At 72.3% G+C, this 21,879-nt stretch carries 22 protein-coding genes; 5 read left to right on the top strand and 17 right to left on the bottom strand.

All coding sequences use genetic code 11. The features are described 5' to 3' along the window. The first annotated feature begins 5 nt into the window (after positions 1-5). Complete coding sequence (locus tag HZF07_RS15555; RefSeq protein ID WP_157342823.1) at positions 6-494, top strand: glutathione peroxidase; 489 nt, start codon at positions 6-8, stop codon at positions 492-494. A gap of 106 nt (positions 495-600) precedes the next feature. After that, positions 601-2,076, top strand: a complete 1,476-nt coding sequence (locus HZF07_RS15550; protein ID WP_181645247.1) for a DHA2 family efflux MFS transporter permease subunit — start codon at positions 601-603, stop codon at positions 2,074-2,076. 306 nt (positions 2,077-2,382) lie between these two features. On the opposite strand, the gene HZF07_RS15545 is transcribed toward HZF07_RS15550, so the two are convergent. The 10 genes from HZF07_RS15545 to HZF07_RS15500 form a co-directional block, all read right to left on the bottom strand. Beyond that, on the bottom strand, positions 2,383-3,423 hold the full coding sequence (locus HZF07_RS15545) for an NAD(P)H-dependent amine dehydrogenase family protein (protein ID WP_157342821.1): 1,041 nt from the start codon (positions 3,421-3,423) through the stop codon (positions 2,383-2,385). Positions 3,424-3,468: 45 nt separating this feature from the next. Continuing rightward, complete coding sequence (locus tag HZF07_RS15540; protein ID WP_157342819.1) at positions 3,469-5,568, bottom strand: RecQ family ATP-dependent DNA helicase; 2,100 nt, start codon at positions 5,566-5,568, stop codon at positions 3,469-3,471. A gap of 201 nt (positions 5,569-5,769) precedes the next feature. Continuing rightward, on the bottom strand, positions 5,770-6,507 hold the full coding sequence (locus HZF07_RS15535; protein WP_309504779.1) for a 2-phosphosulfolactate phosphatase: 738 nt from the start codon (positions 6,505-6,507) through the stop codon (positions 5,770-5,772). After that, a complete protein-coding gene (locus tag HZF07_RS15530) occupies positions 6,504-8,453 on the bottom strand; it encodes a M13 family metallopeptidase (protein ID WP_309504778.1) in 1,950 nt (649 codons plus the stop codon). The genes HZF07_RS15535 and HZF07_RS15530 overlap by 4 nt, the downstream gene beginning before the upstream one ends. Before the next feature lie 93 nt (positions 8,454-8,546). Next, entirely contained in the window at positions 8,547-9,515 is a 969-nt protein-coding gene (locus tag HZF07_RS15525; protein ID WP_157342818.1) for an NADPH:quinone oxidoreductase family protein, read from the bottom strand. 10 nt (positions 9,516-9,525) lie between these two features. Then, positions 9,526-10,806, bottom strand: coding sequence for a lipopolysaccharide biosynthesis protein (locus HZF07_RS15520; RefSeq protein ID WP_157342817.1), 1,281 nt, complete (start codon positions 10,804-10,806; stop codon positions 9,526-9,528). Between the two features lie 53 nt (positions 10,807-10,859). Beyond that, positions 10,860-12,068, bottom strand: a complete 1,209-nt coding sequence (locus HZF07_RS15515) for a M15 family metallopeptidase (protein WP_309504777.1) — start codon at positions 12,066-12,068, stop codon at positions 10,860-10,862. A gap of 72 nt (positions 12,069-12,140) precedes the next feature. Continuing rightward, complete coding sequence (locus HZF07_RS15510) at positions 12,141-12,299, bottom strand: hypothetical protein (protein WP_157342816.1); 159 nt, start codon at positions 12,297-12,299, stop codon at positions 12,141-12,143. Next, positions 12,296-12,469 (bottom strand): hypothetical protein, encoded by a 174-nt coding sequence (locus HZF07_RS15505; protein ID WP_157342815.1) that lies wholly within the window; start codon positions 12,467-12,469, stop codon positions 12,296-12,298. The genes HZF07_RS15510 and HZF07_RS15505 overlap by 4 nt, the downstream gene beginning before the upstream one ends. Positions 12,470-12,514: 45 nt before the next feature. Further along, positions 12,515-12,682, bottom strand: coding sequence for a hypothetical protein (locus tag HZF07_RS15500; protein WP_157342814.1), 168 nt, complete (start codon positions 12,680-12,682; stop codon positions 12,515-12,517). Between the two features lie 127 nt (positions 12,683-12,809). Here HZF07_RS15500 and HZF07_RS15495 point away from each other — a divergent pair, with 127 nt between their 5' ends. After that, positions 12,810-13,448, top strand: coding sequence for a pyridoxamine 5'-phosphate oxidase family protein (locus HZF07_RS15495; protein ID WP_157342813.1), 639 nt, complete (start codon positions 12,810-12,812; stop codon positions 13,446-13,448). Here the strand turns inward: HZF07_RS15495 and HZF07_RS15490 are convergent. After that, positions 13,429-14,841, bottom strand: a complete 1,413-nt coding sequence (locus HZF07_RS15490) for an MFS transporter (RefSeq protein WP_309504776.1) — start codon at positions 14,839-14,841, stop codon at positions 13,429-13,431. The two genes, HZF07_RS15495 and HZF07_RS15490, sit on opposite strands and share 20 nt — an antisense overlap. Before the next feature lie 61 nt (positions 14,842-14,902). Between HZF07_RS15490 and HZF07_RS15485 the strand changes: the two genes are divergently transcribed. Next, positions 14,903-15,763 (top strand): GTP-binding protein LepA, encoded by an 861-nt coding sequence (locus HZF07_RS15485; RefSeq protein ID WP_157342810.1) that lies wholly within the window; start codon positions 14,903-14,905, stop codon positions 15,761-15,763. An 11-nt stretch (positions 15,764-15,774) separates the two neighbouring features. Here HZF07_RS15485 and HZF07_RS24535 read toward each other — a convergent pair whose 3' ends face one another. The 5 genes from HZF07_RS24535 to HZF07_RS15460 all read right to left on the bottom strand — a co-directional run bounded on the left by HZF07_RS24535 (position 15,775) and on the right by HZF07_RS15460 (position 20,387). Then, complete coding sequence (locus HZF07_RS24535; protein WP_309504775.1) at positions 15,775-16,335, bottom strand: TetR/AcrR family transcriptional regulator; 561 nt, start codon at positions 16,333-16,335, stop codon at positions 15,775-15,777. A 4-nt stretch (positions 16,336-16,339) separates the two neighbouring features. Then, the gene (locus HZF07_RS24705; RefSeq protein WP_157342808.1) at positions 16,340-17,791 is read right to left on the bottom strand and encodes a fatty acid desaturase; all 1,452 of its coding nucleotides are present in this window, start codon (positions 17,789-17,791) and stop codon (positions 16,340-16,342) included. Positions 17,792-17,871: 80 nt separating this feature from the next. Next, positions 17,872-18,633 (bottom strand): ABC transporter permease, encoded by a 762-nt coding sequence (locus tag HZF07_RS15470; RefSeq protein ID WP_157342807.1) that lies wholly within the window; start codon positions 18,631-18,633, stop codon positions 17,872-17,874. After that, on the bottom strand, positions 18,633-19,622 hold the full coding sequence (locus HZF07_RS15465) for an ATP-binding cassette domain-containing protein (protein WP_157342806.1): 990 nt from the start codon (positions 19,620-19,622) through the stop codon (positions 18,633-18,635). The genes HZF07_RS15470 and HZF07_RS15465 overlap by 1 nt, the downstream gene beginning before the upstream one ends. A 57-nt stretch (positions 19,623-19,679) precedes the next feature. Beyond that, positions 19,680-20,387 (bottom strand): maleylpyruvate isomerase N-terminal domain-containing protein, encoded by a 708-nt coding sequence (locus HZF07_RS15460; RefSeq protein WP_157342805.1) that lies wholly within the window; start codon positions 20,385-20,387, stop codon positions 19,680-19,682. Between the two features lie 62 nt (positions 20,388-20,449). On the opposite strand from HZF07_RS15460, the gene HZF07_RS24530 reads away from it, so the two are divergent. Then, positions 20,450-21,214 carry an NYN domain-containing protein gene (locus HZF07_RS24530; RefSeq protein ID WP_181645246.1) on the top strand — a complete coding sequence of 255 codons (765 nt, stop codon included), beginning with the start codon at positions 20,450-20,452 and terminating at the stop codon, positions 21,212-21,214. 2 nt (positions 21,215-21,216) lie between these two features. Here HZF07_RS24530 and HZF07_RS15450 read toward each other — a convergent pair whose 3' ends face one another. Continuing rightward, positions 21,217-21,849 carry a PadR family transcriptional regulator gene (locus HZF07_RS15450; protein ID WP_232523059.1) on the bottom strand — a complete coding sequence of 211 codons (633 nt, stop codon included), beginning with the start codon at positions 21,847-21,849 and terminating at the stop codon, positions 21,217-21,219. Positions 21,850-21,879: the final 30 nt, after the last annotated feature.

The raw sequence follows: 21,879 nt of genomic DNA, 5'->3' as shown, positions 1-21,879 counted from the left end.
GGGGCATGAGCATCCTCGAGGCCCCGATCGCCCGCCTGGACGGCACCGCCACCACGCTGGGTGAGATCACCGGCGGCCGGCCCGCCCTGCTGGTCAACGTCGCGTCCAAGTGCGGGCTGACCCCGCAGTACTCCGGACTGGAGGAGCTGCAGGAGCGGTTCGCCGACCGGGGCTTCACCGTGGTCGGCCTGCCCTGCAACCAGTTCATGGGGCAGGAGCCGGGCAGCGCGGAGGAGATCCAGGAGTTCTGCTCCTCGACCTACGGCGTCACCTTCCCGATGACCGAGAAGATCGAGGTCAACGGCGACGACCGCCACGAGATCTACGACGAGCTCGCGGGGACCCCCGACGAGCAGGGCGAGGCCGGCGACGTGCAGTGGAACTTCGAGAAGTTCCTCCTGGCCGCCGACGGCACCGTCATCTCGCGCTTCCGCCCCAAGGTCGAGCCGACCGACGAGCGGATCGTCGACGCGATCGAGGCGATGCTCGACTGAGCTCCGGGACGTGGGCCGGAACTTGCACCCACCTGGTGACCCAGCCCACGTCCGTCCGAGCCGAAAGTCGGATGACCCTGTCGGCGGAGCCACCTAGCCTCGTCCGGTGAGTACGCAGACCCAGGCCCCCACGCCCACCGGCCCCCCGAGCGGCGGCGCATCGGACAAGCTCGACAAGGGCGTGATCGCCGTCGCCGGCGTCGTCGTCCTGGGCGCGATCATGTCGATCCTCGACATCACGGTCGTGACCGTCGCGATGCAGACGTTCATGGCCGAGTTCGACGCCACGCCGGCCCAGGTCGCGTGGACGATGACCGGCTACACGCTGGCCCTCGCTGCCGTGATCCCGCTGACGGGCTGGGCCGCGGACCGGTTCGGCACCAAGCGCCTCTACCTGCTCGCGATCCTGCTCTTCGCGGCCGGCTCCGCCCTCTGCGCCCTGGCGACCACGCTGCCGATGCTCGTCGGATTCCGCGTCGTCCAGGGCCTGGGTGGCGGCATGCTGATGCCGCTGGGCATGACGATCCTGACCCGGGCCGCCGGCCCCGAGCGCGTCGGCCGCGTCATGGCGATCATGGGCATCCCGATGCTGCTCGGCCCGATCTTCGGCCCGATCCTCGGCGGCTGGCTGATCGACAGCGCGAGCTGGCACTGGATCTTCCTCATCAACGTCCCGATCGGCGTCGCCGCGATCACCTACGCCGCGATCGTGCTGCCCAAGGACCACGTCGAGCCGTCGGAGTCCTTCGACTGGCTCGGCATGGTGCTGCTCTCGCCGGGCCTGGCGCTCTTCCTCTACGGCGTCTCCACGATCCCGGAGACCGGCACGCTCCTGGCCGCCAAGGTGCTCGTCCCGGCCGCCATCGGCACCGTGCTGATCATCGCGTTCGTGCCGTGGGCGCTCAACCGCCGCAACCTGCACCCGCTGGTCGACCTGCGGCTCTTCCAGAACCGCAACATGACGATCGCGGTCGTCGCGATGTCGCTCTTCGCGATCTCGTTCTTCGGCGCCGGACTGCTCTTCCCGCAGTACTTCCAGCTGGTCCGCGGCGAGGACGCGATGAACGCGGGGCTGCTGCTCGCGCCCCAGGGTCTCGGCGCCATGATCACGATGCCGATCGCCGGCGTGCTCGCGGACCGCATGGGCCCCGGCAAGATCGTGATGACCAGCATCGTCGTCATCACCGTCGGCATGGCGATGTTCGCGACGCTGACCGACACGACGTCGTACGCCTTCCTGCTGACGTCGCTCTTCGTCATGGGGCTCGGCATGGGCGGCACGATGATGCCGATCATGTCCGCGGCGCTGGCCACCCTGCGCGACCACACGATCGCGCGCGGCTCGACGCTGATGAACATGATCCAGCAGGTCGCGGCCTCGATCGGCACCGCGGTCTTCACGGTGCTGCTCACCAACGGCCTCGAGGACGCCACCCCGACGCCCGCCGGCATGGCCGACGCGTTCGGCGACGTCTTCGTCGTCGCGACTGTGCTGGTCGCGCTGGTGCTGGTGCCGGCGTTCTTCCTGCCCCGCAGGCGGATCGAGCACCAGGTCGACCCGGCGGTGCTGGTCGGGCACTGACGCCTCGTCCCGTCCGCCCGCAGTTTCATCAAGGGATGACGGTCGAGCAACGCTCCCCTCGACGAGTTCGTCGGGGGGAGCGCTGTTTCGCCTGCATCCCTTGATGAAACGCCACCCGGCCGCCGCGGGTCAGCCGCTCGGCGCTGCTCGCCGCGGCGCTCGGCCCCGCCCGTCCCGCCCGTCCCGCCCGCCCGCAGTTTCATCAAGGGATGACGGTCGAGCAACGCTCCCCTCGACGAGTTCGCCGGGGGGAGCGCTGTTTCGCCTGCATCCCTTGATGAAACGCCACCTGTGGGCCGCCGCGGGTCAGCCGCCGAACCTCCCGGTGATCGGCGCCAGGTCCGCGAGCGTGACGATGCCGGGCGGCGCGGCCACGACGTACGGGACGGCGTTGGTGACCGGCATCGCCGTGTAGATCATGCCGAGGTCCATCACGCTCTCGGTCCAGTCCTTCGGTGGCAGGCAGTGCAGCACCGTCCGCATGTTCGGCACGCCGAAGACCTGGATGACGTGGCCGTGCTGGAGCGGCTTCGGCGGCACGGTGTGCTCACCCATGATCCAGTTGAAGCCGACGCTGACCACGTTGCGGTCGCCGACCCAGCCGCGGTGGTAGCCCATCACGCCGCCGATCGTGCCGGCCGGGATCGTCATGAAGCCGAGGTCGCTGTCGCCGGTCGCCTCGGTGAACTCGACGTCGAAGGTCATCCGGTCCAGCGGCGCCCCGATCGCGTCGGCCATCATCGCCGCCGACTCCGCGAACACCTCGCTCTCGCGGCGCACCGACTCGGCCAGGCCCGGGGTGTCCGGCGGCAGCGAGAAGCCCATCGCCCGCTGGGTCTCCGCGCTCGCGTACGTCGAGCAGTCGACCGACTCGGTGATCCGGATCTCGTCCACGCGCTCGCACGAGCCCGACAGCACCATGCCGACCGTGTTCGTCATGCCCGGGTGCGCGCCGCTGCCGAAGATCGACGCGCCGCCACGCTCGCAGGCCTCCCGGATCCGGTCGAGGTCTGCCGGCGACTGCTTGCCGCCGGTGATCCAGGCGGCCGACGCGCAGACGTTGACGCCCGACTCCAGCAGAGCGACGAGCTCGTCGATGCTCGGCCACAGCGGGTTGTAGCAGCAGGCGTCCGCCCCGAGGGCGAGCAGCGCCGCGACGTCGTTGGTGGCCAGCACCCCGGTCGCCTCGGGCCAGCCGGCGAGGTCGGCGGCGTCCCGGCCCACCTTGTCGGCACCGTGGGCGTAGACGCCGACCAGCTCCAGGTCGGGCCGGGACAGGATCGCGTGCAGCGACCGTCGTCCGATGTTGCCGGTGGTCCACTGGATGACGCGCAGGGGTCGGTCCATGCGCGCACACTAGAACGTGTTCTAGGTCCGGTCCAGCGTCGAGTCTCAGCTCGTGGTGGCCAGCACCAGCGGCCTGACCTCCGCGGCGCCGGCGGCGAGCACCGCCCGAGCCGCGAGGGTGAGCGTCCAGCCAGTGCCGACGCGGTCGTCGACGAGCAGCACCCGGGCGCCGGCGGGGACGTCGGCGTGCAGGCTGAAGCGCCGGCCGACCGCCGCGACCCGCTGCGCGGAGTTGGCGGCGCCCTGCTCCGGCAGCACGTCGGGGTCGACGATCGCCCAGTGGCCGAGCACCGGCACCCGCAGGTAGCGGGAGAGCCCGTCGGCGAGGTCGGCCGTCAGCGTCGGTCGGGTGGCGGACTCGACGACGACGATGCCGTCGACCGGCGGCCGCCAGTCGCCGAGCACCTCGATCACCGCCTTGACCAGCGGCACCGGCACCGGGCCGTCGGGGGTGGCCGCGGCGAAGAGCTCGCGCAGCGCGTTGCCGTAGCCCAGGTCGGTGAGGCGGGCGACCGCCCTGCCCTCGAGGGCCGCCTCCGCGATCTTGCCCTTGAGGTCGATGCCGAGGTTGCCCAGCGCGGTCGGCCACATCTTGCGGGGCTCGACGACCACACCCGGGCGCGCGAGCCTCGCCTCGGCCTCCTCGACCGCGGCCGTCGAGACCTCGGTGGCCAGCGTGAACCCGCCGCAGTTGTCGCAGCGACCGCAGTCGACCGCTTCCGGGTCGTCGAGCTGCTCGCGCAGGTAGCGCATCCGGCACTCGGTGGTCGTCAGGTAGGCGAGCATCGCCTGCTGCTCCCGCTCGCGGGCCTCCTTGACCCGGCGGTAGCGCTCCTCGTCGTAGACCCACGGCTGGCCGGTCGCCTCCCAGCCACCCCGCACCCGACGTACGGCGCCGTCGACGTCGAGCACCTTGAGCATGGTCTCGAGCCGGTTGCGGTTGAGGTCGACGTAGGTCTCGAGGGCGGCGGTGCTGAGCGGCCGACCCTCCTCGGCGAGCACCTCGAGCGTGCGCCGCACCTGCTCCTCGCGCGGGAACGCCAGCGACGCGAAGTAGGCCCAGATGTCGCGGTCCTCGACCGCCGGCAGCAGCACGACGGTCGCGTCGGGAGTGCCGCGGCCGGCGCGGCCGACCTGCTGGTAGTAGGAGACCGGGGAGGACGGGGCGCCCAGGTTGACCACGAACCCGAGCGTCGCGTCGAAGCCCATGCCGAGCGCGCTGGTGGCCACGAGCGCCTTGACCCGGCCGTTGGCGAGGTCCTGCTCGAGCGCGTGCCGCTCGGTCGTCTCGGTCTGGCCGGAGTAGGCCGCGACGTCGTGGCCGCGCGAGCGCAGGTAGTCGGCCACCTCCTGGGTGGCAGCGACCGTGAGGCAGTAGACGATGCCGGAGCCGGGCTGCTCGGCCAGGTGGTCGGCGAGCCAGGCCAGCCGCTGCTCGGGCGTCGTCAGCCGCACCACACCCAGGCGGAGCGACTCGCGGTCGAGCGAACCGCGCAGCACGAGGACGTCGCCCTCGAGGTCGGAGGGCGCCATCTGCTCCGCGACGTCGGCGGTCACCCGGGCGTTGGCGGTCGCGGTGGTCGCGAGCACAGGGATGCCCTCGGGCAGGTCGCCGAGCATGGTGCGGATCCGGCGGTAGTCGGGCCGGAAGTCGTAGCCCCAGTCGGAGATGCAGTGCGCCTCGTCGACGACCAGGAGGCCGCAGGTGGCGGCCAGCCGGGGCAGCACCTCGTCGCGGAAGCCGGGGTTGTTGAGCCGCTCGGGGCTGACCAGGAGCACGTCGACCTCGCCGGCGCGGATCGCCTCCTGGATCGGCTCCCACTCCTCCATGTTGGTCGAGTTGATCGTGACCGCACGGATGCCGGCGCGCTCCGCGGCGGCGATCTGGTTGCGCATCAGCGCCAGGAGCGGCGAGACGATGACCGTGGGGCCGGCGCCCTGCTCGCGGAGCAGCAGGGTCGCGACGAAGTAGACGGCCGACTTGCCCCAGCCCGTCTTCTGCACGACCAGCGCCCGCCGCCGGTGCACCGCGAGGGCCTCGATCGCCGACCACTGGTCCTCCCGGAGGACCGCGTCGTCGCGGCCCACCAGCGCTCGGAGGTGGGCCTCGGCGCTGGCGCGGACGTCGGTCGCGATGGGGCTCATGCCGACCTGTCTACCAGCGCCCGCCGACTTTCTCGGACCCGGATGTATCTGGCGCCACGAGCGCCGCTCCTCCCCGGTGCCAGCGCGCGACACGGGGGAGCGTGCCGGTGGGTCACACGGGGTCGTGTGCCTCAGGACACGCCATGGAAGTCCCTGAGGCACACGGCCCCGTTCCACGTCTCCTGTCAGCTGCTCGCCCGGTCAGCGGACGTCGACGAAGGCGTCGCTCTCCAGCACCGGTACGACGTCGCTGCGATCGAGCTCGGCGGCCACGTCGACGTCGCCGGCGAAGCCGATCCCGGTCAGCTCCTGGCCGCTGACGCAGGCGTGCAGCTCCTCGGCCAGCCGGGGCGCCACCGCGCGGAACGCGTGCTCGGCGACCCGCGCCTCCGGGCTCAGGCCGCCCACCCCGAGGTCCACCAGGGCCGCCACCACGGCACCGGCGCCCCAGAGGTCCTCGACCGCGGGGCGCAGCGAGCCGTCCGGCCACCGCTCGCCGGCGGGGACGATCCCGATCGGCCGTGGCTGCTCGACCAGCCACCTCGCGACCGCCGCCCGGTTGCGCAGCGACGCGCCGACCACCGTCGAGCCCGCGCCGGCGAGGCCGAAGGCGATCGCGGACCCGTTGGGCGAGGGCAGCACCAGCCGCTCGACGCCGGCCGCGGCCCGCACCGACAGCGGCGACAGGCTCACGGCCGAGCCCGTGGAGCGGCCCTGGGCCAGCACGGCGTCGCGCGCCGCGGCGTACGCCGTCGCCCGCTGGTCCTTCCAGCGGAAGGGGTAGACGGTCATCCCCCGGTCGAGCGCCACGGTGAGCGTGGTCGTGAACGACAGCACGTCCACGACGACGGTCACCGGTGTCGCCAGCGCCGCGGCACCGGTCGGGCCCCAGCCGACGCGCACGTCGTGCGCGGGCTGGCGGTAGGCCGGGATGCTCACCAGATGCGCACGCGCTCCGCCGGGTCGAGCCAGAGGCCGTCCCCGTCGGTGGTCCCGAAGACCTCGTGGAACTCGTCGAGGTTGCGCACGATGTTGGCCCGGAACTCCGGCGGGCTGTGCGGGTCGATGGTGAGGTACTGCTGGTCGAGCTCCTTGCGGCGCTTGGTGCGCCAGCAGTAGGCCCAGTTGAGGAAGAGCTTCTGCCGGTCCTCGGCCGCGGCCTCGCCGCCGCGCGCGATCAGGTACGCCGTGTGGCCGATCGTCAGGCCACCGAGGTCGCCGATGTTCTCGCCGACGGTGAGCGCACCGTTGACCCGCTCGCCCGGGAGGTTGCGCGGCTCGAAGGCGTCGTACTGCTCGATGAGCGTCTTGGACTTCACCTCGAACGCGGCCTTGTCCTCCGGCGTCCACCAGTCGTTGAGGTTGCCGTCGCCGTCGTACTGGGCGCCCTGGTCGTCGAAGCCGTGCCCGATCTCGTGCCCGATGACGGCGCCGATGCCCCCGTAGTTCTCGGCCTCCTCCGCGTCCGGGGAGAAGAACGGCTTCTGCAGGATCCCTGCCGGGAAGCAGATCTCGTTGGTGCCGGGGTTGTAGTAGGCGTTGACGGTCTGCGGGAGCATGAACCACTCGTCGCGGTCGACGGGCGCACCGATCTTGGCGAGCTGCCGGTCGGTCTCGAAGGCAGACGCCGCGGCGACGTTGCCGAGCAGGTCGTCGCGGGTGACCTGCAGCGCCGAGTAGTCGCGGAACTTCTCGGGGTAGCCGATCTTGGGGCGGAACCGGTCGAGCTTGTCGTAGGCCCGCTGCTTGGTCTCGTCGGTCATCCAGTCCAGCCGCGAGATGGACTGGCGGTAGGCGGCGAGCAGGTTGGCGACGAGGTCGTCCATCATCGCCTTGGCGCGCGGCGGGAAGTGCCGGGCGACGTACTCCTCCCCGACCGCCTCGCCGATCGCGCCCTCGACGAACGCCACGCCCCGCTTCCAGCGCGCCCGCAGCTCGGGGGTGCCGTTGAGGGTGCGGCCGTAGAAGTCGAAGTTGGTCTCGACGAAGTCGTCGGTGAGGTACGCCGCGGCCGCGCGGAGCACGTGCGAGCGCAGCCACTCCCGCCAGTCCTCGAGCGGCACCTCGTCGAGCACGGTGGAGAGGTGGGAGAAGTACGATGGCTGCCGCACGCACACCTCGGCCAGCGTCTCGTCGGAGCCACCGAGGTTGGTGACGTAGGCGTCCCAGTCGAAACTCGGGCAGAGCTCGACGAGGTCGGCCTTCGTCATGAGGTTGTAGGTCTTCTGCACGTCGCGGGTCTCGGCGCGCTCCCAGTGGCCGGCGGCCAGCCGGGTGTCGACCGCGAGCACGGTCGCGGCGGCGGCCTCGGGCGCGGGGTGCTCGACCAGGCTGAACAGCCGCGTGAGGTAGGCGGCGTACTTGTCGCGGATCTCGGCGAACTTGTCGTCGCGGTAGTAGGACTCGTCGGGCAGGCCCAGGCCGCCCTGGACCAGGTTGAAGAGGTAGCGGTCGGAGTCCTTGCTGTCGGTGTCGACGTAGGAGCCGAAGAGCCCGTGCCCGCCGATCCGCTCGAACTCACCGAGGAAGGCCGCCAGGTCGCGGGTGTCGCGGAGCCCGTCGACCGCGGTCAGCAGCGGCCGCAGCGGCGTCGTGCCCCGGGCCGCGATCGTCTCGGTGTCCATGAACGAGTGGAAGAGGTCGCCGATCTTGCGGGCGTCCTCGCTGACCTCGGCGCCGTCGGCGACCTGCCGGGCGAGGTCCTCGATGATCGCGTGGACCTGCTGCTCCGCCACGTCCGCGAGCTGCACGAACGGGCCCCAGCTCGACCGGTCGCTCGGGATCTCGGTCTCGGCGAGCCACCGACCGTTGACGTGGCCGAACAGGTCGTCCTGGGGTCGGATGGCAGGGTCCATGCCCTCGCGGGCGTCCTCGAGAGTCGTCACACGCCCGACACTATCCGCCCGGGGAACCACCTGAGAGGACCATTCCTGCACCGGGCCCCCGGGGGTGCGACGCTCCGGCGATGCGACTCCGGCTCAGCCGGCGGTCACCCGGACGACGGACTTGCCGAGGGTACGGCGCTCCTCCATGTCGAGCAGCGCCTGCCCGAAGTCCTCGAGAGCGTAGGTCGCACCGATCGGCGGCCGCACGACCCCGGACTCCATCATCGGCACGAGCTCGGCCCACTGCTGCTGCATGTAGCCGGGCCGCATCATCGCGAACGCGCCCCAGCCGACGCCGCGCACGTCGATGTTGTTGAGCAGCAGCCGGTTGACCTTGACCTCCGGGATGCCCTGGCCCGCGGCGAAGCCGACCACGAGCAGCCGGCCCTGCGTGCCGAGCGCGCGCAGCGAGTCGGTGAACACCGAGCCGCCGACCACGTCGACGACGACGTCGACCCCTCGACCATCGGTGAGCCCGAGCACCGCGTCCTTGAACCCGTCGAGCAGCACGGTCTCGTCGGCGCCGGCCGCGCGGGCCACGGCCGCCTTCTCCTCCGTGCTCACCACGGCGATCGTGCGCGCGCCGTACCCCTTCGCCACCTGGATCGTCGCGGTGCCGACGCCCCCGGCCGCGCCGTGCACGAGCACGGTCTCCCCGGCCCGGAGCCCGGCGCGCTCGGCCAGGGCGAACTGGGCGGTGAGGTAGTTCATCGGGAGCGCCGCGCCCTCGTCGAAGGACAGCGAGTCCGGGAGCGCGAACGTCGTGTCGGCCGGACTGGCGACCCGCTCGGCCGCGTTGCCGTAGCCGGCGACCCCGGCGACGCGCTGACCCGGGGCGAAGCCGTCACCCGAGATCACCACGCCAGAGAAGTCGACGCCCAGGGTGAACGGCGGCTCCGGGCGCAGCTGGTACTCCCCCTTGCTCAGCAGGAGGTCCGGGAAGGAGATCCCGACGCTGCGCACCTCCACCAGCACCTCGCCGGGCTTCGGCTCGGGCTCGGGGACGTCGTGCACGACGACGTCGGCGGGACCGGTGGGCTGGAGGACCTGGACGGCACGCATGCTGGCGAGGCTAGCGGGCGCCCCCGGACTCCTCGGGCCAGAGGCCGCGGCTGGCGATCACCAGCCCGACGCACGCCGTGGCGACGGCGACCAGCGGCGCCGCAGCCGCCCGCCACAACGGGTCGCCCGGCACCGCGAGCGTCGCGACGAAGCCGACGGTGCCGGCGACCCACGCCACCGCGATGCGCCGCCAGCGGTCCAGGGCGGTCAGCTGCGCCTGCTGGACGGAGGCGACGAAGAGGACGCTGCTGGCCGCGGACAGCAGGAAGAGACAGCCGACGGCGAGCTCGTACTCCGGGCCGAGGTAGACCCTCAGCACGAAGGGGCCGAGCAGCGTGAACGCCGCGGTGTAGATCGCGCCGATGGCCGCGGCGGCCGCGGAGCCGGTGTGCTGCAGGTGGAAGAAGGTCCGGCGGTCCCGGGTCTCGGCGCTGTGGCTGAGCTGGGCCATGAGCGGGCTGAAGATCGCCGAGATGAACTGGGTCGGGATCCTCGCCAGCGTCAGGGCGCCGGCGAACGCCCCGAGCGTGTAGGCGTCCTGCGAGTCGGTCGCCGCCAGCCAGGGCACCGAGCCGTTGTTGACGAGCACCGGACCGACCGAGCTGAGCAGCAGCAGGAGCAGCGGGCTGATCGCCGCCTCGGAGCCGCGGACCCGCGGCCGTGCCCACCACCGGCGGTTGAGGCGGCCGGCGACCAGCACGCTGAGCAGGGCCGAGGCGCAGCACGCGAGCGCCATCGCGTGCACCGTGTCGAACCCGGCGGCGACGGCGGCCAGCACGAGCAGCACCCGGAGCACGCCGTCGGCGCTGAGCTGGACCGCGAGCGCGGAGAAGTTGAGGCGGCCGGTGCAGGTGCCGCGCTGGAGCGCCTGGAGCGCGACGGCCACCGTGAACACCGGCAGCAGGAGCGCCGCCCCGAGGTCGTCGGCGAAGAGCCCGGGCAGCCCGAGCGGCACCGCGAGCAGGAAGCCCGTCCCGATGGCGGCGGCGACCGTCAGGGCCCGGCCGACGAGCAGCCCGGTCACGGCCTTCTCGTCGCCGCGGGTGGCGCGCGCCGTCACGACCAGGCGGGCCAGGTAGACCTCGAACACGCCGAACGCCATGGTCCCGAGCGTGGCCACGGTCCACCACACGGCGAACCCGGCGTACGCGTCGGCCGACAGCGCGCGGGCGGCGATCGCCATCATCGCGACCGTGCCGACGCCGGAGGCGGCGAGACCCGCCGAGACCGTGACCGTGCTGCCGGCAAGCTGTCGCCGGGCGGTCCGGACCCCGTCCGGGCCTGTGCTCATAGCCGCAGGCTACCGGGGCGCCCGTCGGGCGCGGCCACGACGGTGCCGGTTCCTCAACCCGGCCGCCGGACCGAGTTCATCTCGAAGTGCATGGGGTCGGTGTAGCCCCACCGGCCGCCCCAGGTGAAGCCCCACTTCTCGAACGCCGCGACCACGCCGCGGTCCATCTGGCCGACCGTGCCGCGCTGGTTGCCCGGGACGTTGAGGTCGAGCGCGAGCCCGAACGCGTGGTTGGAGAGCTTCGTCGAGCCGGCGATGAAGCGCGCGTTGTAGCAGCCGGCGTACTCGTTCGGGTGGATCTCGTCGGCCAGCCCCTGCGACTGGATGTCCTGGAGCGCGGCCTTGAGCTGGGGGAAGATCAGCTTGTTGCAGGTGACGGCACCGAGGATCGGCACCACCTCGGTGGTGATGTGCGAGGCCACCCAGCCGGGATCCGGAGCGATCCTGCCGCCGCCGAGCACCGAGTAGCGGTAGACGCCGACGGCGTCCGCCACGGTCCCCGTGACCACGGCCGTCTGCACCACGGCGGGGTCGAGGTTGTAGCGGGCGACCGCGTCGGTCATCTGCACCGAGGACCTGCTGCCGTCGACCGCCGCCTTGATCGCCTTGCGCAGCGTGCTGGGCGCGGCGCCGCCGGTGCGGATCAGCAGCGCGTTGCCCTCCTTCATGTCGAGGTCGGGGACCCAGGCCTCGTTGACCACCGCATCCACGAGCGGCGCCTGCGCGGCGTACGCCCCGATGTGGATCCGGGGCGCGTCCTCGGTGCTGCCCAGCGGGAAGAACCCGTTGTCGTCGACCGCCAGCTTCCTGGTCAGGCGCTTCGGCAGCGCGATCTCACCGGCGGCGACCCGGTCCCACACGTCCTTGCTGTCGGCCACGCCGACGAGGGTGTAGTTGCGGTAGGTCGCCGGGTCGACCGCGGCGACCCGGAGCGACTGGTTCTGGACGATGACGTCGGCGAGCGAGATCTGGTCGACGTCGAGGACGTGCCGGATGTGCTTGATCGCGGCGACCGTGTCGGGGTCGATGGTGTCGGCGCTGGTGACGACGATGTCGGGGTAGCCCACGAAGCCGGTACGCCGACCAGGCGGCTCGACCGCGTGCGCCGGATCGAGCGTCGGGCTGGTCGACGGCGCCGCACCGGTCGCGGACGTCCTGGTCCCGGCGGGCTGCTGGTCGGCTCGCGAGGAGTCCTCGCACCCGCCGGCCGCGACGGCGAGCAGGAGCGCAGCCGCGATGGCCACCGATCCGCGTCCGTTCACGATCCCTCCCCCCGGCTCACCGGTCCAGGGTAGGCGTGCTCCGGGCGGACGGCCCCGCCGGTCAGGTCCCGGTCAGGCGGACCAGAGCAACGCCTCGGCGCTCAGGTCGGCCGGCGGATGCACCCCGGCCAGGTCCGGACGCCGCTCGAACAACTCGCTGAGCGCCCCCGTCCGGATGAGCTCGCGCCGCTCGGCGGCGGCGGCCTCGGCCAGGTCCTCTCGGTGGGTCATCGCTGCTCCTCTCGGTCGGTGCGCGCCGGCCGGACGATCACCCAGGCGGCGCCGTACGCCGCGGCTGCGGCGAGCAGCTCGACGTACCGGTCGGTGACCAGGAGCAGCCCGAGCGTCCCCACGGACATCACGACGAAGGTCTCCACCCAGGGATCGGGCGCACGTGTCATGACCCAAAGTCTAGCGACTCTATTCACTTAGTGCAGCAAGTTTCGTCAGGCGGTCCAGCGCAGCGCTTCGGCCGTCACGTCGGCCGGGCGGTAGACGCCGACCAGCTCGGGCCTGCGGCTCAGCAGGTCGGCCAGCCCGCGGGCCCGGGCGACGGCTCGTGGCTCCCACGCCGGCGGCGTCTCGGCAGCGGGGCGAGCGTCGAGCACGGTCATGGCGTCCTCCTCTCGGTCGGTCGGCGTGTGCCGACTCCCTCCTGTGCCCGCGCCGGGGACCTCCGACACCGACCGACCCACCGGTCTGGACCTGCCGGAGCCGCCGCGGCGGTGGTGGGATGGCCGGATGGACCAGCTGCGCCGCCTCGCCGACCAGGGCGTGACCGACCGGGCGGCGCTCGACGCGCTCCTCGACAGCCAGTGGGTCGGGGTGCTCTCGTGCGTCGTCGAGGGTGCCCCGCTCGCCGTACCGATGCTCTACGCGCGCGACGGCGACCGGCTGCTGCTGCACGGCTCGACCGGAGCCGGCGCGCTCCGCCGCGTGGCCGCGGGGGCACCAGCGGTGCTCACGGTGGTCGCGCTGGACGCCCTGGTGGTGGCGCCGACGACCTTCGAGTCGTCGGTCAACTACCGGTCGGCGACCGTGCGCGGTCCGCTCCTCGCGCTGCCGGACGACGAGCGGACGGCGGCGCTGGACCTGTTCTCCGAGGTGCTGCTGCCCGGGCGGACGTCAGAGGTGCGACCGGCCACTCCCAAGGAGCTCGCGGCCACCCTGGCGCTCGCGCTGCCCATCCGACCCGACGGGTGGCTGATGAAGGTCGCCGACGGCTGGCCGGCCACGCCGGCCGAGTCCGGCGCGGCCGACGACGTGTGGAGCGGGCTGGTGCCGGTCCGCTCGACGCTCGGCGACCCGGTGCCGGCACCCTGGGCGGTGGACCTGCCGGTGCCGCCGTCGGTGCGGCGGCTCACGGCTGGGGACGCCTGATCGTCACCCACGACACCACGCCGCCGAGGACGAGCAGCACCGCGCAGATCAGCATCGCCGAGCCGTAGGCGGCGTCGAGGGCGACAGGGTCGGCGTACTCGTCGCCGCTGAGCCCGACCGCGACCGGCAGCGCCGCGACCGCGAGCAGCGAGCCGGCCCGCGCGACCGCGTTGTTGACGCCGCTGGCGATGCCGGCGTGCTCGTCGGAAGCGGCCGCGAGGACCGTCGCGGTCAGTGGTGCGACCAGCAGGGCCAGGCCGAGGCCGAAGACCGTGAGGCCGGGCAGCACGTCGCGCACGTAGGAGACGTCCGCGCCGACGTCGCGGAGGAGCAGCGTGCCGACCGCGAGCATCAGCGGGCCCACCGTCATGGGGATGCGCGGTCCGATCCGGGTGCCGAGCCGACCGCCCCGCGGAGCGAGCAGGAGCATGCAGATCGTGATGGGGAGCGTCGCCATGCCCGCCTGCAGGGGGCTGTAGCCGCTCACGGTCTGCAGCTGGAGCACGAGGAAGAAGAGCACCGCGCCCAACGCGGCGTACACGAGCAGGGTCATGACGTTGGCGGCGCTGAAGACGCGGTCGGCGAACAGGCCCAGCGGCAGCATCGGATGGTCGCTGCGCCGCTCGTCGACGACGAACCCGACGCCGGCGAGCACCGCCACGAGGGCGGCCCACGGGGCGTAGGCGCTGCCCCACTCGATGAGCGCGTAGGTGACGCCGCCGAGGAAGAGCACGGCGAGCAGCGCGCCGAGCACGTCGAAGCGGCGCGGGGCGTGCGGGTCGAGCGTCTCTGGCACCGAGCGTCGCGCGACCGCCACCGTGACGACCGCGATCGGCAGGTTGATCAGGAAGATCCAGCGCCAGCTGGCGTACTCGACGAGGCCGCCGCCCACGAACGGGCCGATCGCCGACGCGATCCCGCCGAGCCCGGTCCACGCGCCGATGGCCGCCGCCCGGTCGTCGCGCACGAACGCGCCCTGGATCATCGCGAGGCTGCCGGGGGTCAGCAGCGCCGCGCCGCAGCCCTGCAGCACGCGCGCCGCGATCAGCACCTCCGCGGTCGGCGCGAGGCCGCACACCAGCGAGGCGGCCGCGAACCAGATGGTGCCGACGACGAAGACCCGGCGCCGACCGAACCGGTCCCCCAGCGAGCCGCCGAGCAGGATCAGGCTGGCCAGCGAGAGCAGGTAGCCGTTGGAGATCCACTGGAGCTGGGCGAGGGAGGCGTCGAGGTCCTCGCCGATCGTGCGCAGCGCGACGTTGACCACCGTGCCGTCGAGCATGGTCATCGCCGACCCGAGCACCGCGGCCGCCACGACGGCCCGGCCGGTCGCCGTCTGCAGGCGGACGCCGTCGGGAGTGGGCGAGCCGGCCCATCCGTCGGCGTCGGTCACACCGAACAACGTAGGGGACATCCCTGATGAAGGCTCACCTCACTCCCCCTAGGATTCTGCAATGGCGCGTGTCTCCCACCACGAAGCGCGGCTGGCGGAGCACGTCGACCGCCTCGGCACCGAGCACCCGCCGATCGATCTCGCGAGCGTCGACTACGCCGTACGCCGGCCGGAGGTCCTCACCGCCCGCTACGGCCACGTGCTCGACTACATGGCGCGGGTGGAGCTCGAGGTGGACCGCAACGTCCTCGAGCTCACGACCCTGCTGCCGGACCCTCCCGAGATCGACCGCCGCTTCTACGCCGAGGTGTGGCAGCCGCAGGAGACGCGGCACGGGATCATCCTCGACGCGCTCCAGGTCGAGCTGGGCCGGCCGGCCGCGCAGCCGGACCTCACCTCGATCGGGCTGAAGCTGCGGATCCTGGGCGCGCTCGCCCACCTCGGCGCCTTCCAGGACGTGTGCCGGATGCTCTACTACCTGACCGGCATGGCGACCGAGCGCTCCGCGGTGCTCGCCTACAACCTGCTCCACGACGGGGTGCTGGAGATGGGCGAGCACGCCGTGGCGCAGACGGTGGTTGCGCCGATCAAGCGCCAGGAGCCCGGCCACTACGCGTTCTACCAGCTCTCCGCGCGTGGCCTCTGGGCCCAGCTGGCCGGCTGGCAGCGCTGGCTGGTGCGCCGGATGCGCACGTTCTCCTTCGCCCCCGTCGGCGCGAACGACGACGAGCAGAAGGCCGACTTCGGCGACCTGATGCGCACGCTGCGCATCCACGAGCTGGCCGAGGACTTCGCCGGCCAGATCGCCCGCGTCGAGCGAGACCTGCTCTGGGCGCACAAGCGCGGCCTGGCCGTCCCTCCGTACGTCGCCGCGGCGTTCCGCGAGGCCGTCGAGCTCGCCGAGCTGCGGCGCGCGGCCTAGGGCTCGCGCGCTCAGGCGCCGCGCAGCGCGAGCCCGGCCAGCCAGGCGATGCCGTCGGCGGTCTCGGCCGGCGGCCCCGAGGGCTGCATGACGTGGCTGAGCACCACCCGCACGACCACGTCGATCGCGACCTCGAGCCGGTCGGTCGGCAGGCCGAGGTCGTACGGCGTGACGCGCTCGGTCACCACCGCCTTCGCGACCTCGAGCAGCGACTGCGAGTGCGTGGTCAGCAGCGGCAGCAGCTCGGTGTCGGCGCCATGGGTGGCGGAGACGACCGCGTGCAACAGCTTGTTGTCCTGCGCGAGCTCGAGCACGCCGTACGTCGCCGCGCGGATGGCGTCGACCAGCACGTCGGGGTGCGCGTCGAACGCCGCCTCGACGACCGACAGGAACCGGGCCAGCTCCCGCAGGATGACCGCCTCGGCGAGGCCCTCCTTGGAGCCCAGCTCGTTGTAGACGGTCTGCCGGCTCACGCCGACCCGCTCGGCGAGCGCTGCCATCGTGACGCCGGACCACCCGGACTCGGTGGTCATCGCGACCGCGGCCTCGACGATGCGCTCGCGGGTGGTCACGGGCTCAGGCTACGGCCTCGGTGAGGGGGACGAAGTCGACCTTCTCGCGGACGCCGCAGTCGGGGCAGCACCAGTCGTCGGGGACGTCGGCCCACGCCGTACCGGCGGCGAAGCCCTCGAGCTCGTTGCCCTCCTCCACGCGGTAGGTGTAGCCGCAGCCGGGGCACCGGGCGGCCAGCACCTCGCGCTCCGTGGTCGAGGTCCGAGCGGAGCCGGCCTCGGGACCGCCGGCAGCGCCTGTCGCCGCGGGCGGGGGGTAGGCGGCGAGGATCCGGTCCCGCTTGCGTGGGCTCAGGTTGGCGCGGGACAGGTCGCCGTCGAAGTGCGCGAGCACCCGGGGGTCCATCACCCGGCGCCAGACGGCGGGCACGATCGCGAGGACGATCATGCCGGCGTACCCGGTCGGCAGCACCGGTGACTCCTCGAAGTCGCGCAGCGACTGGTAGCGACGGGTCGGGTTCGCGTGGTGGTCGCTGTGCCGCTGGAGGTGGTAGAGCAGCACGTTGGTGGCGATGTTGTTGGAGTTCCACGAGTGCGACGGGTCGACGCGCTCGTAGCGTTGCCGGTCGCCGATGCCGACCTTCTGGCGCAGCATCCCGTAGTGCTCCATGTAGTTGACCACCTCGAGCAGCGAGAGGCCGACGAGGGCCTGGATCACCAGGTAGGGCAGGATCCCGATGCCGAGCCAGGCGACGAGCGCACCCCAGAGCACCGCGGACATCAGCCAGGCGTTGAGCACGTCGTTGCCCAGCCGGAAGGGGTGCTGCCCGCGGCGTGCGTAGCGCTTCTTCTCCAGCCGCCAGGCCGACCGCAGCGAGCCGAGCACCGTGCGCGGCCAGAACTGGTAGAAGCTCTCGCCGACGCGCGAGCTGGCCGGGTCCTCGGGCGTCGCCACCCGAACGTGGTGGCCACGGTTGTGCTCGATGTAGAAGTGCCCGTAGAAGCTCTGCGCGAGCGCGACCTTGGAGAGCCAGCGCTCGTTCTGCTCGCGCTTGTGGCCGAGCTCGTGGGCGGTGTTGATGCCGATGCCGCCGATGCATCCGATCGAGATCGCCAGGCCGACCCGGTCGAACGTCGAGAGCTCGACACCCCCGACCCCGCCGGCGCCGATGAGGTACATCGCGCCGACGAAGCCGGCGTACTGGATCGGGAGGAAGAGGTAGGTGATCCACCGGTAGTAGCGGTCCTGCTCGAGCGCCTCGATGACGTCGTCGGGCGGGTTGGAGCGGTCGAGGCCGGCGACCAGGTCGATCGCCGGCACCACGCCGAGGATGACGACCGGCCCGATCCAGAACCAGATCCCCCAGCCGGTGACCCACCACATGCCGAAGCCGATGAACGCCAGCGACGGCACCACCAGGCCGATCAGCCAGAGGTGGCGCTTCTTGTCCCGCCAGCCGTCGGTCGAGCCGACCGGCACGGTGCTGTTGGCGATCTGGTCTGAGTGCTCGGACATGCCGGGGGCCTCTCGTCAGGGGTTGACAGCACGATAGGTTCTGTAAACCACCTTGACAAGAGGCCCCCACTTGTAAAGCGTCAGGCGTTCTCCTTGCGGAACGTCGCCGTGCCCCACCACGTCCCCAGCGCGGCCAGGACCACGGCCCAGACGGCGCCCCACAGCACGGACGAGGTCCCGAAGCTCCCGGCGAAGGAGTCGCGGACCCCGTCGACGATGTACTTGAACGGCATCAGGTCCGAGAGGTGCTGCAGCCACTCCGGGCCGATCGTCATCGGCAGCAGGATGCCGCTGAGCAGCAGCACCGGCATCATCACGATGTTGATGACCGGGGCCATCACGTCCTCGCTCTTGGTGGTCAGGGCCAGCGCGTTCGACGCCGCCGCGCAGGCGCCGCCGACGATCAGCGTGATGATGATGCCGAGCACGATCCCGCCGATCGGGCCACGCATGCCCATCAGGTAGCCGAGCGCGACGAGGATCACCGCCTGGACCGACAGCTGCAGCACGTCCCGCATCAGCCGGCCCACGAGCAGGGCGGTCCGGTTGGCAGGGGTCACGCGCTCCGCCTCGATCACACCCTCGCGCCACTCGCCGATCAGGCCGAACCCCGCGAAGAAGGCGCCGAAGAGGCCGAGCTGCACCAGCAGTCCCGGCACCAGGAACGTGTAGGCGTTGTCCGTGCTGACCCCGAAGGAGCCGACCAGCGGCTCGAGCAGCGGACCGAAGAGCAGCAGGTAGAGCACCGGCTGCATGATTCCGATCAGGACCCAGGCGGGGTTGCGCAGGTTCATCCGGATCTGTCGCCGGAAGACGATCGTGCTCTCGCGGGCGAAGCTCATCAGGCCACCTTCTCCTTCTCGCCCTCGCCGGCCTCGGCGTCGCGGAGGGTCCGTCCGGTCAGGGTCAGGAACACGTCGTCGAGCGTGGGCCGGGCCACCTCGATCGAGTCGAGTGCGACACCGGCGGCCTCCAGGTCGCGCAGCAGGCCGGGTACGGCGCGGCCCGCCCGGGCGACCCTCCCGCGGACGCGGCGGCCGTCGCGCTCGACGCCCTCGGCGATCGCGGCCAGTCGCTCGGCGGCGACGGCCACCTGCGCGGCGTCGGCGACCTCGAGGTCGACGAGGTCGCCGGCGACCTGGGCCTTGAGGTTGTCCGGGGTGTCCGCGGCGACGATCCGCCCCTGGTCGATGATCAGGATCCGGTCCGCGAGCGCGTCCGCCTCGTCGAGGTAGTGGGTCGTCAGGAAGACCGTGGCCCCGTGGGTCGAGCGCAGGCCCTCGATGTGCTGCCACAGGTTCGCCCGGGCCTGCGGGTCCAGGCCGGTGGTCGGCTCGTCGAGGAAGACCAGCGTCGGGTCGTGGATCAGCCCCATCACGACGTCGAGCCGGCGCTTCTGGCCGCCCGACATGTTCCTCGGCATCCGCTTCCAGAGGCCGTCGAGCTGGAGCCGCTCGAAGAGCTCCTGCCCACGGCGTACGGCGTCGGCGCGCGACATCCCGTAGAGCATCCCGTGGTCGACGACCTCGTCCCCGGCGTACGCGCCGGAGAACGTGGCGCCCACCTGGGAGACGTAGCCGATGCTGCGGCGCACCTGCACCGGCTCGGCCACCACGTCGTAGCCGGCCACGGTCGCCGTGCCCGCGGTGGGGCGCAGCAGCGTGGTGAGCATCCGCAGCGTGGTGGTCTTCCCGGCGCCGTTCGGGCCGAGGAAGCCGACCACCTCGCCTTCGGCGATGTCGAGGTCCACGCCCTCGACGGCATGCACCTCCTTGGCGTTCTTGCCGCGTCCCGTGTGGAACGTCTGCACGAGTCCCCGTGCCGTGATCATGTGTGCTCCTGAGTGTTCAAGTTTGAACAGTAGTGTCGAGCAGGGCCACGTCCGACGTCAAGCCGAGGACCACCCGGCGTGAGGAGGACCCGGCCACCGGTCCGGGCTCATCGGTCGCGCCGCACGGTCCCAGAGGGCGAGGTAGAGCCAGACCGCCGAGCCGGCGAGCACCCAGTCGGCCACGGGGACCTCGGGGCGAGGGCCGCTGCCGCGCCGGGCGACCGCCGGCCGCGGCCCGACGCGGACCAGCCACCAGTCGAGGACGTCGTCGGCGGCGACGAGGAGCACGGCCTCCTCGGCGGTGCGCAGCCGGGAGGTCGGGCCGGTCGCGAGTCCGGTCAGCATCTCGTCGATGCCGTCGACGGCGAGGTCGGGCCCGACCCAGGTCTCGCCGGGCTCGGGGCGGCGACCGAGAGCCGCGGACAGGGCGTCGACGGCGCGCAGGGTCGTCAGGTGGCAGGCCCGGCGGGCCAGGAACCCTTGCGGCGCGCGGGTGATGGCCTCGACCAGCTCGATCGCGCCGTCGCGCAGCCACTCCATCGGGTCGCCGTCCACGTCGCCCGCCTCGACCGGCCCCTCCCCGCGCAGCGCCGCCGCGGTCGATCGGTGCGCCTGGCCCGTGTGCGCGACGAGGTCGCGCACGACCCAGCCCGGGCACGTCGGGACCGGCGCGTCGAGACCGGCCCGGTCGGCGTACCGCACCAGCGCGAGCAGGGCCTCCCGCAGTCCCTCCAGGTGCGCGGCGAGGGAGAGCTCGGTGGGCATCTTCGGAGCGTGACACCTCGCGCGCCGCACGGCATCTCGATTAGCCGTGGTAGGAGTGGGTGGTGACCGACACTGCCGCCCGCCTCGCGGCGCTCATCGACGCCGACAACGTCTCGCCCTCCCACGCGGCCGCGATCCTCGCGGAGCTGGCGAGGTACGGCGTGCCGACGGTGAAGCGCGCCTACGGCGACTGGACGACCCAGCAGCTCACCGGCTGGAAGTCGGCGCTCGTGCAGCACGCGATCCAGCCCGTCCAGCAGTTCGCGAACACCGTCGGGAAGAACTCGACGGACTCTGCGCTGATCATCGACGCGATGGACCTGCTCTACTCCGGCAACCTCGACGCGTTCGCGATCGTGTCGAGCGACAGCGACTTCACGCGCCTCGCCACCCGGCTGCGCGAGTCCGGCAAGACCGTCTACGGGCTCGGCCAGCGCAAGACGCCGCCGGCGCTGCAGGCGGCGTGCGACAAGTTCATCTTCCTCGAGGTGCTCAGCGAGGAGGCGGAGCCGTCCGAGGCCGCCTCGGCACCCGACGACCAGGCGGCGCCGCTGCCGGACCTGCGCCGGATCCTCGAGACCGCGATCCGGAGCACCGCGCAGGAGGACGGCTGGTCGCCGCTGGGCGCCGTCGGCTCCTACCTCGGCAAGGCGCACGCGTCGTTCGACCCGCGCAACTACGGCTACTCCCGCCTCGGCCTGCTCGTCGAGGACCAGAACTACGTCGACGCCGAGCACCCCGAGGGCGGCCAGCCCCGGGTGCGGCTGCGGTCGCAGCGGCCGCCCCGGAAGCGGTCGGCGGCGAAGGCCTCGACCGCGAAGGGCTGACCTCAGCGGCCCAGGAGCGCGCGGTACCTCTCACGGTCCGCGGACATCTGCCAGCCGGGGTCGTCGTCCGGTGGCGTCCACCCGTTGTCGCCGGGTGCGAACGCGAGCTGGCCGTCCCTGACGTCCTCGATCGTCTCCCGCAGCCACGCGAGCTCGGCGACCGCGAGGTCGAGCCAGAGCAGCATGGCGCGGGTGGCGTGCGGCGGCGCGACACCCGGCTCGGCGTTGCCGAACTCGGCGACCGTGCGCTCGAGCTCGACCCGCCGGGCGGTGAGGCTGCGGACGACCTCGGCGCGGTCGAGCAGCGGCAGCATCGAGAACGCGACGGTGAACCCGCTGCGCTCGTAGGGATTCACCGTCTCGAGCGCCTCGATCATCAGCCGGCGCAGCTCGGCTCGACCGTCGTCGGTGAGCTCGTAGACGGCGACCTCGCGGACGCCGTCCACGAGGTCGTGGCGGGCCAGGAAGCCCTGGCCGGCGAGCGAGCTCAGGCCGTGGTAGATCGAGCCGGGGTTGGTGTGCGCCCAGCGGTCGACCTGCCAGGACAGCAGCTCGCGCCGGATCTGGTAGCCGTTGACCGGCTCGAAGAGCGCGACCGCGCCGAGCAGCAGCATGCGCGTCTCCTGACCGGCCATGGGCAGAGTCTAGAAGTCGTAGGTTTGTCC

Source organism: Nocardioides agri (assembly GCF_013778305.1).
Taxonomy (GTDB): Bacteria; Actinomycetota; Actinomycetes; order Propionibacteriales; family Nocardioidaceae; genus Nocardioides; species Nocardioides agri.
Note: the sequence above shows the minus strand (reverse complement) of the source record. Positions and strands in the feature narration are given on the sequence as shown.

What these genes read in the sequence shown, in the direction of transcription:
- HZF07_RS15460 (WP_157342805.1), bottom strand. Translation starts at nt 20,387, where the DNA reads ATGCCCACCGAGCTCTCCCTCGCCGCGCACCTGGAGGGACTGCGGGAG.
- HZF07_RS15505 (WP_157342815.1), bottom strand. Translation starts at nt 12,469, where the DNA reads ATGACACGTGCGCCCGATCCCTGGGTGGAGACCTTCGTCGTGATGTCC.
- HZF07_RS15450 (WP_232523059.1), bottom strand. Translation starts at nt 21,849, where the DNA reads ATGGCCGGTCAGGAGACGCGCATGCTGCTGCTCGGCGCGGTCGCGCTC.
- HZF07_RS15465 (WP_157342806.1), bottom strand. Translation starts at nt 19,622, where the DNA reads ATGATCACGGCACGGGGACTCGTGCAGACGTTCCACACGGGACGCGGC.
- HZF07_RS15525 (WP_157342818.1), bottom strand. Translation starts at nt 9,515, where the DNA reads ATGCGTGCCGTCCAGGTCCTCCAGCCCACCGGTCCCGCCGACGTCGTC.
- HZF07_RS15555 (WP_157342823.1), top strand. Translation starts at nt 6, where the DNA reads ATGAGCATCCTCGAGGCCCCGATCGCCCGCCTGGACGGCACCGCCACC.
- HZF07_RS15510 (WP_157342816.1), bottom strand. Translation starts at nt 12,299, where the DNA reads ATGACCCACCGAGAGGACCTGGCCGAGGCCGCCGCCGCCGAGCGGCGC.
- HZF07_RS24705 (WP_157342808.1), bottom strand. Translation starts at nt 17,791, where the DNA reads ATGTCCGAGCACTCAGACCAGATCGCCAACAGCACCGTGCCGGTCGGC.
- HZF07_RS15470 (WP_157342807.1), bottom strand. Translation starts at nt 18,633, where the DNA reads ATGAGCTTCGCCCGCGAGAGCACGATCGTCTTCCGGCGACAGATCCGG.
- HZF07_RS15485 (WP_157342810.1), top strand. Translation starts at nt 14,903, where the DNA reads ATGGCGCGTGTCTCCCACCACGAAGCGCGGCTGGCGGAGCACGTCGAC.
- HZF07_RS15545 (WP_157342821.1), bottom strand. Translation starts at nt 3,423, where the DNA reads ATGGACCGACCCCTGCGCGTCATCCAGTGGACCACCGGCAACATCGGA.
- HZF07_RS15495 (WP_157342813.1), top strand. Translation starts at nt 12,810, where the DNA reads ATGGACCAGCTGCGCCGCCTCGCCGACCAGGGCGTGACCGACCGGGCG.
- HZF07_RS15520 (WP_157342817.1), bottom strand. Translation starts at nt 10,806, where the DNA reads ATGAGCACAGGCCCGGACGGGGTCCGGACCGCCCGGCGACAGCTTGCC.
- HZF07_RS15500 (WP_157342814.1), bottom strand. Translation starts at nt 12,682, where the DNA reads ATGACCGTGCTCGACGCTCGCCCCGCTGCCGAGACGCCGCCGGCGTGG.
- HZF07_RS15540 (WP_157342819.1), bottom strand. Translation starts at nt 5,568, where the DNA reads ATGAGCCCCATCGCGACCGACGTCCGCGCCAGCGCCGAGGCCCACCTC.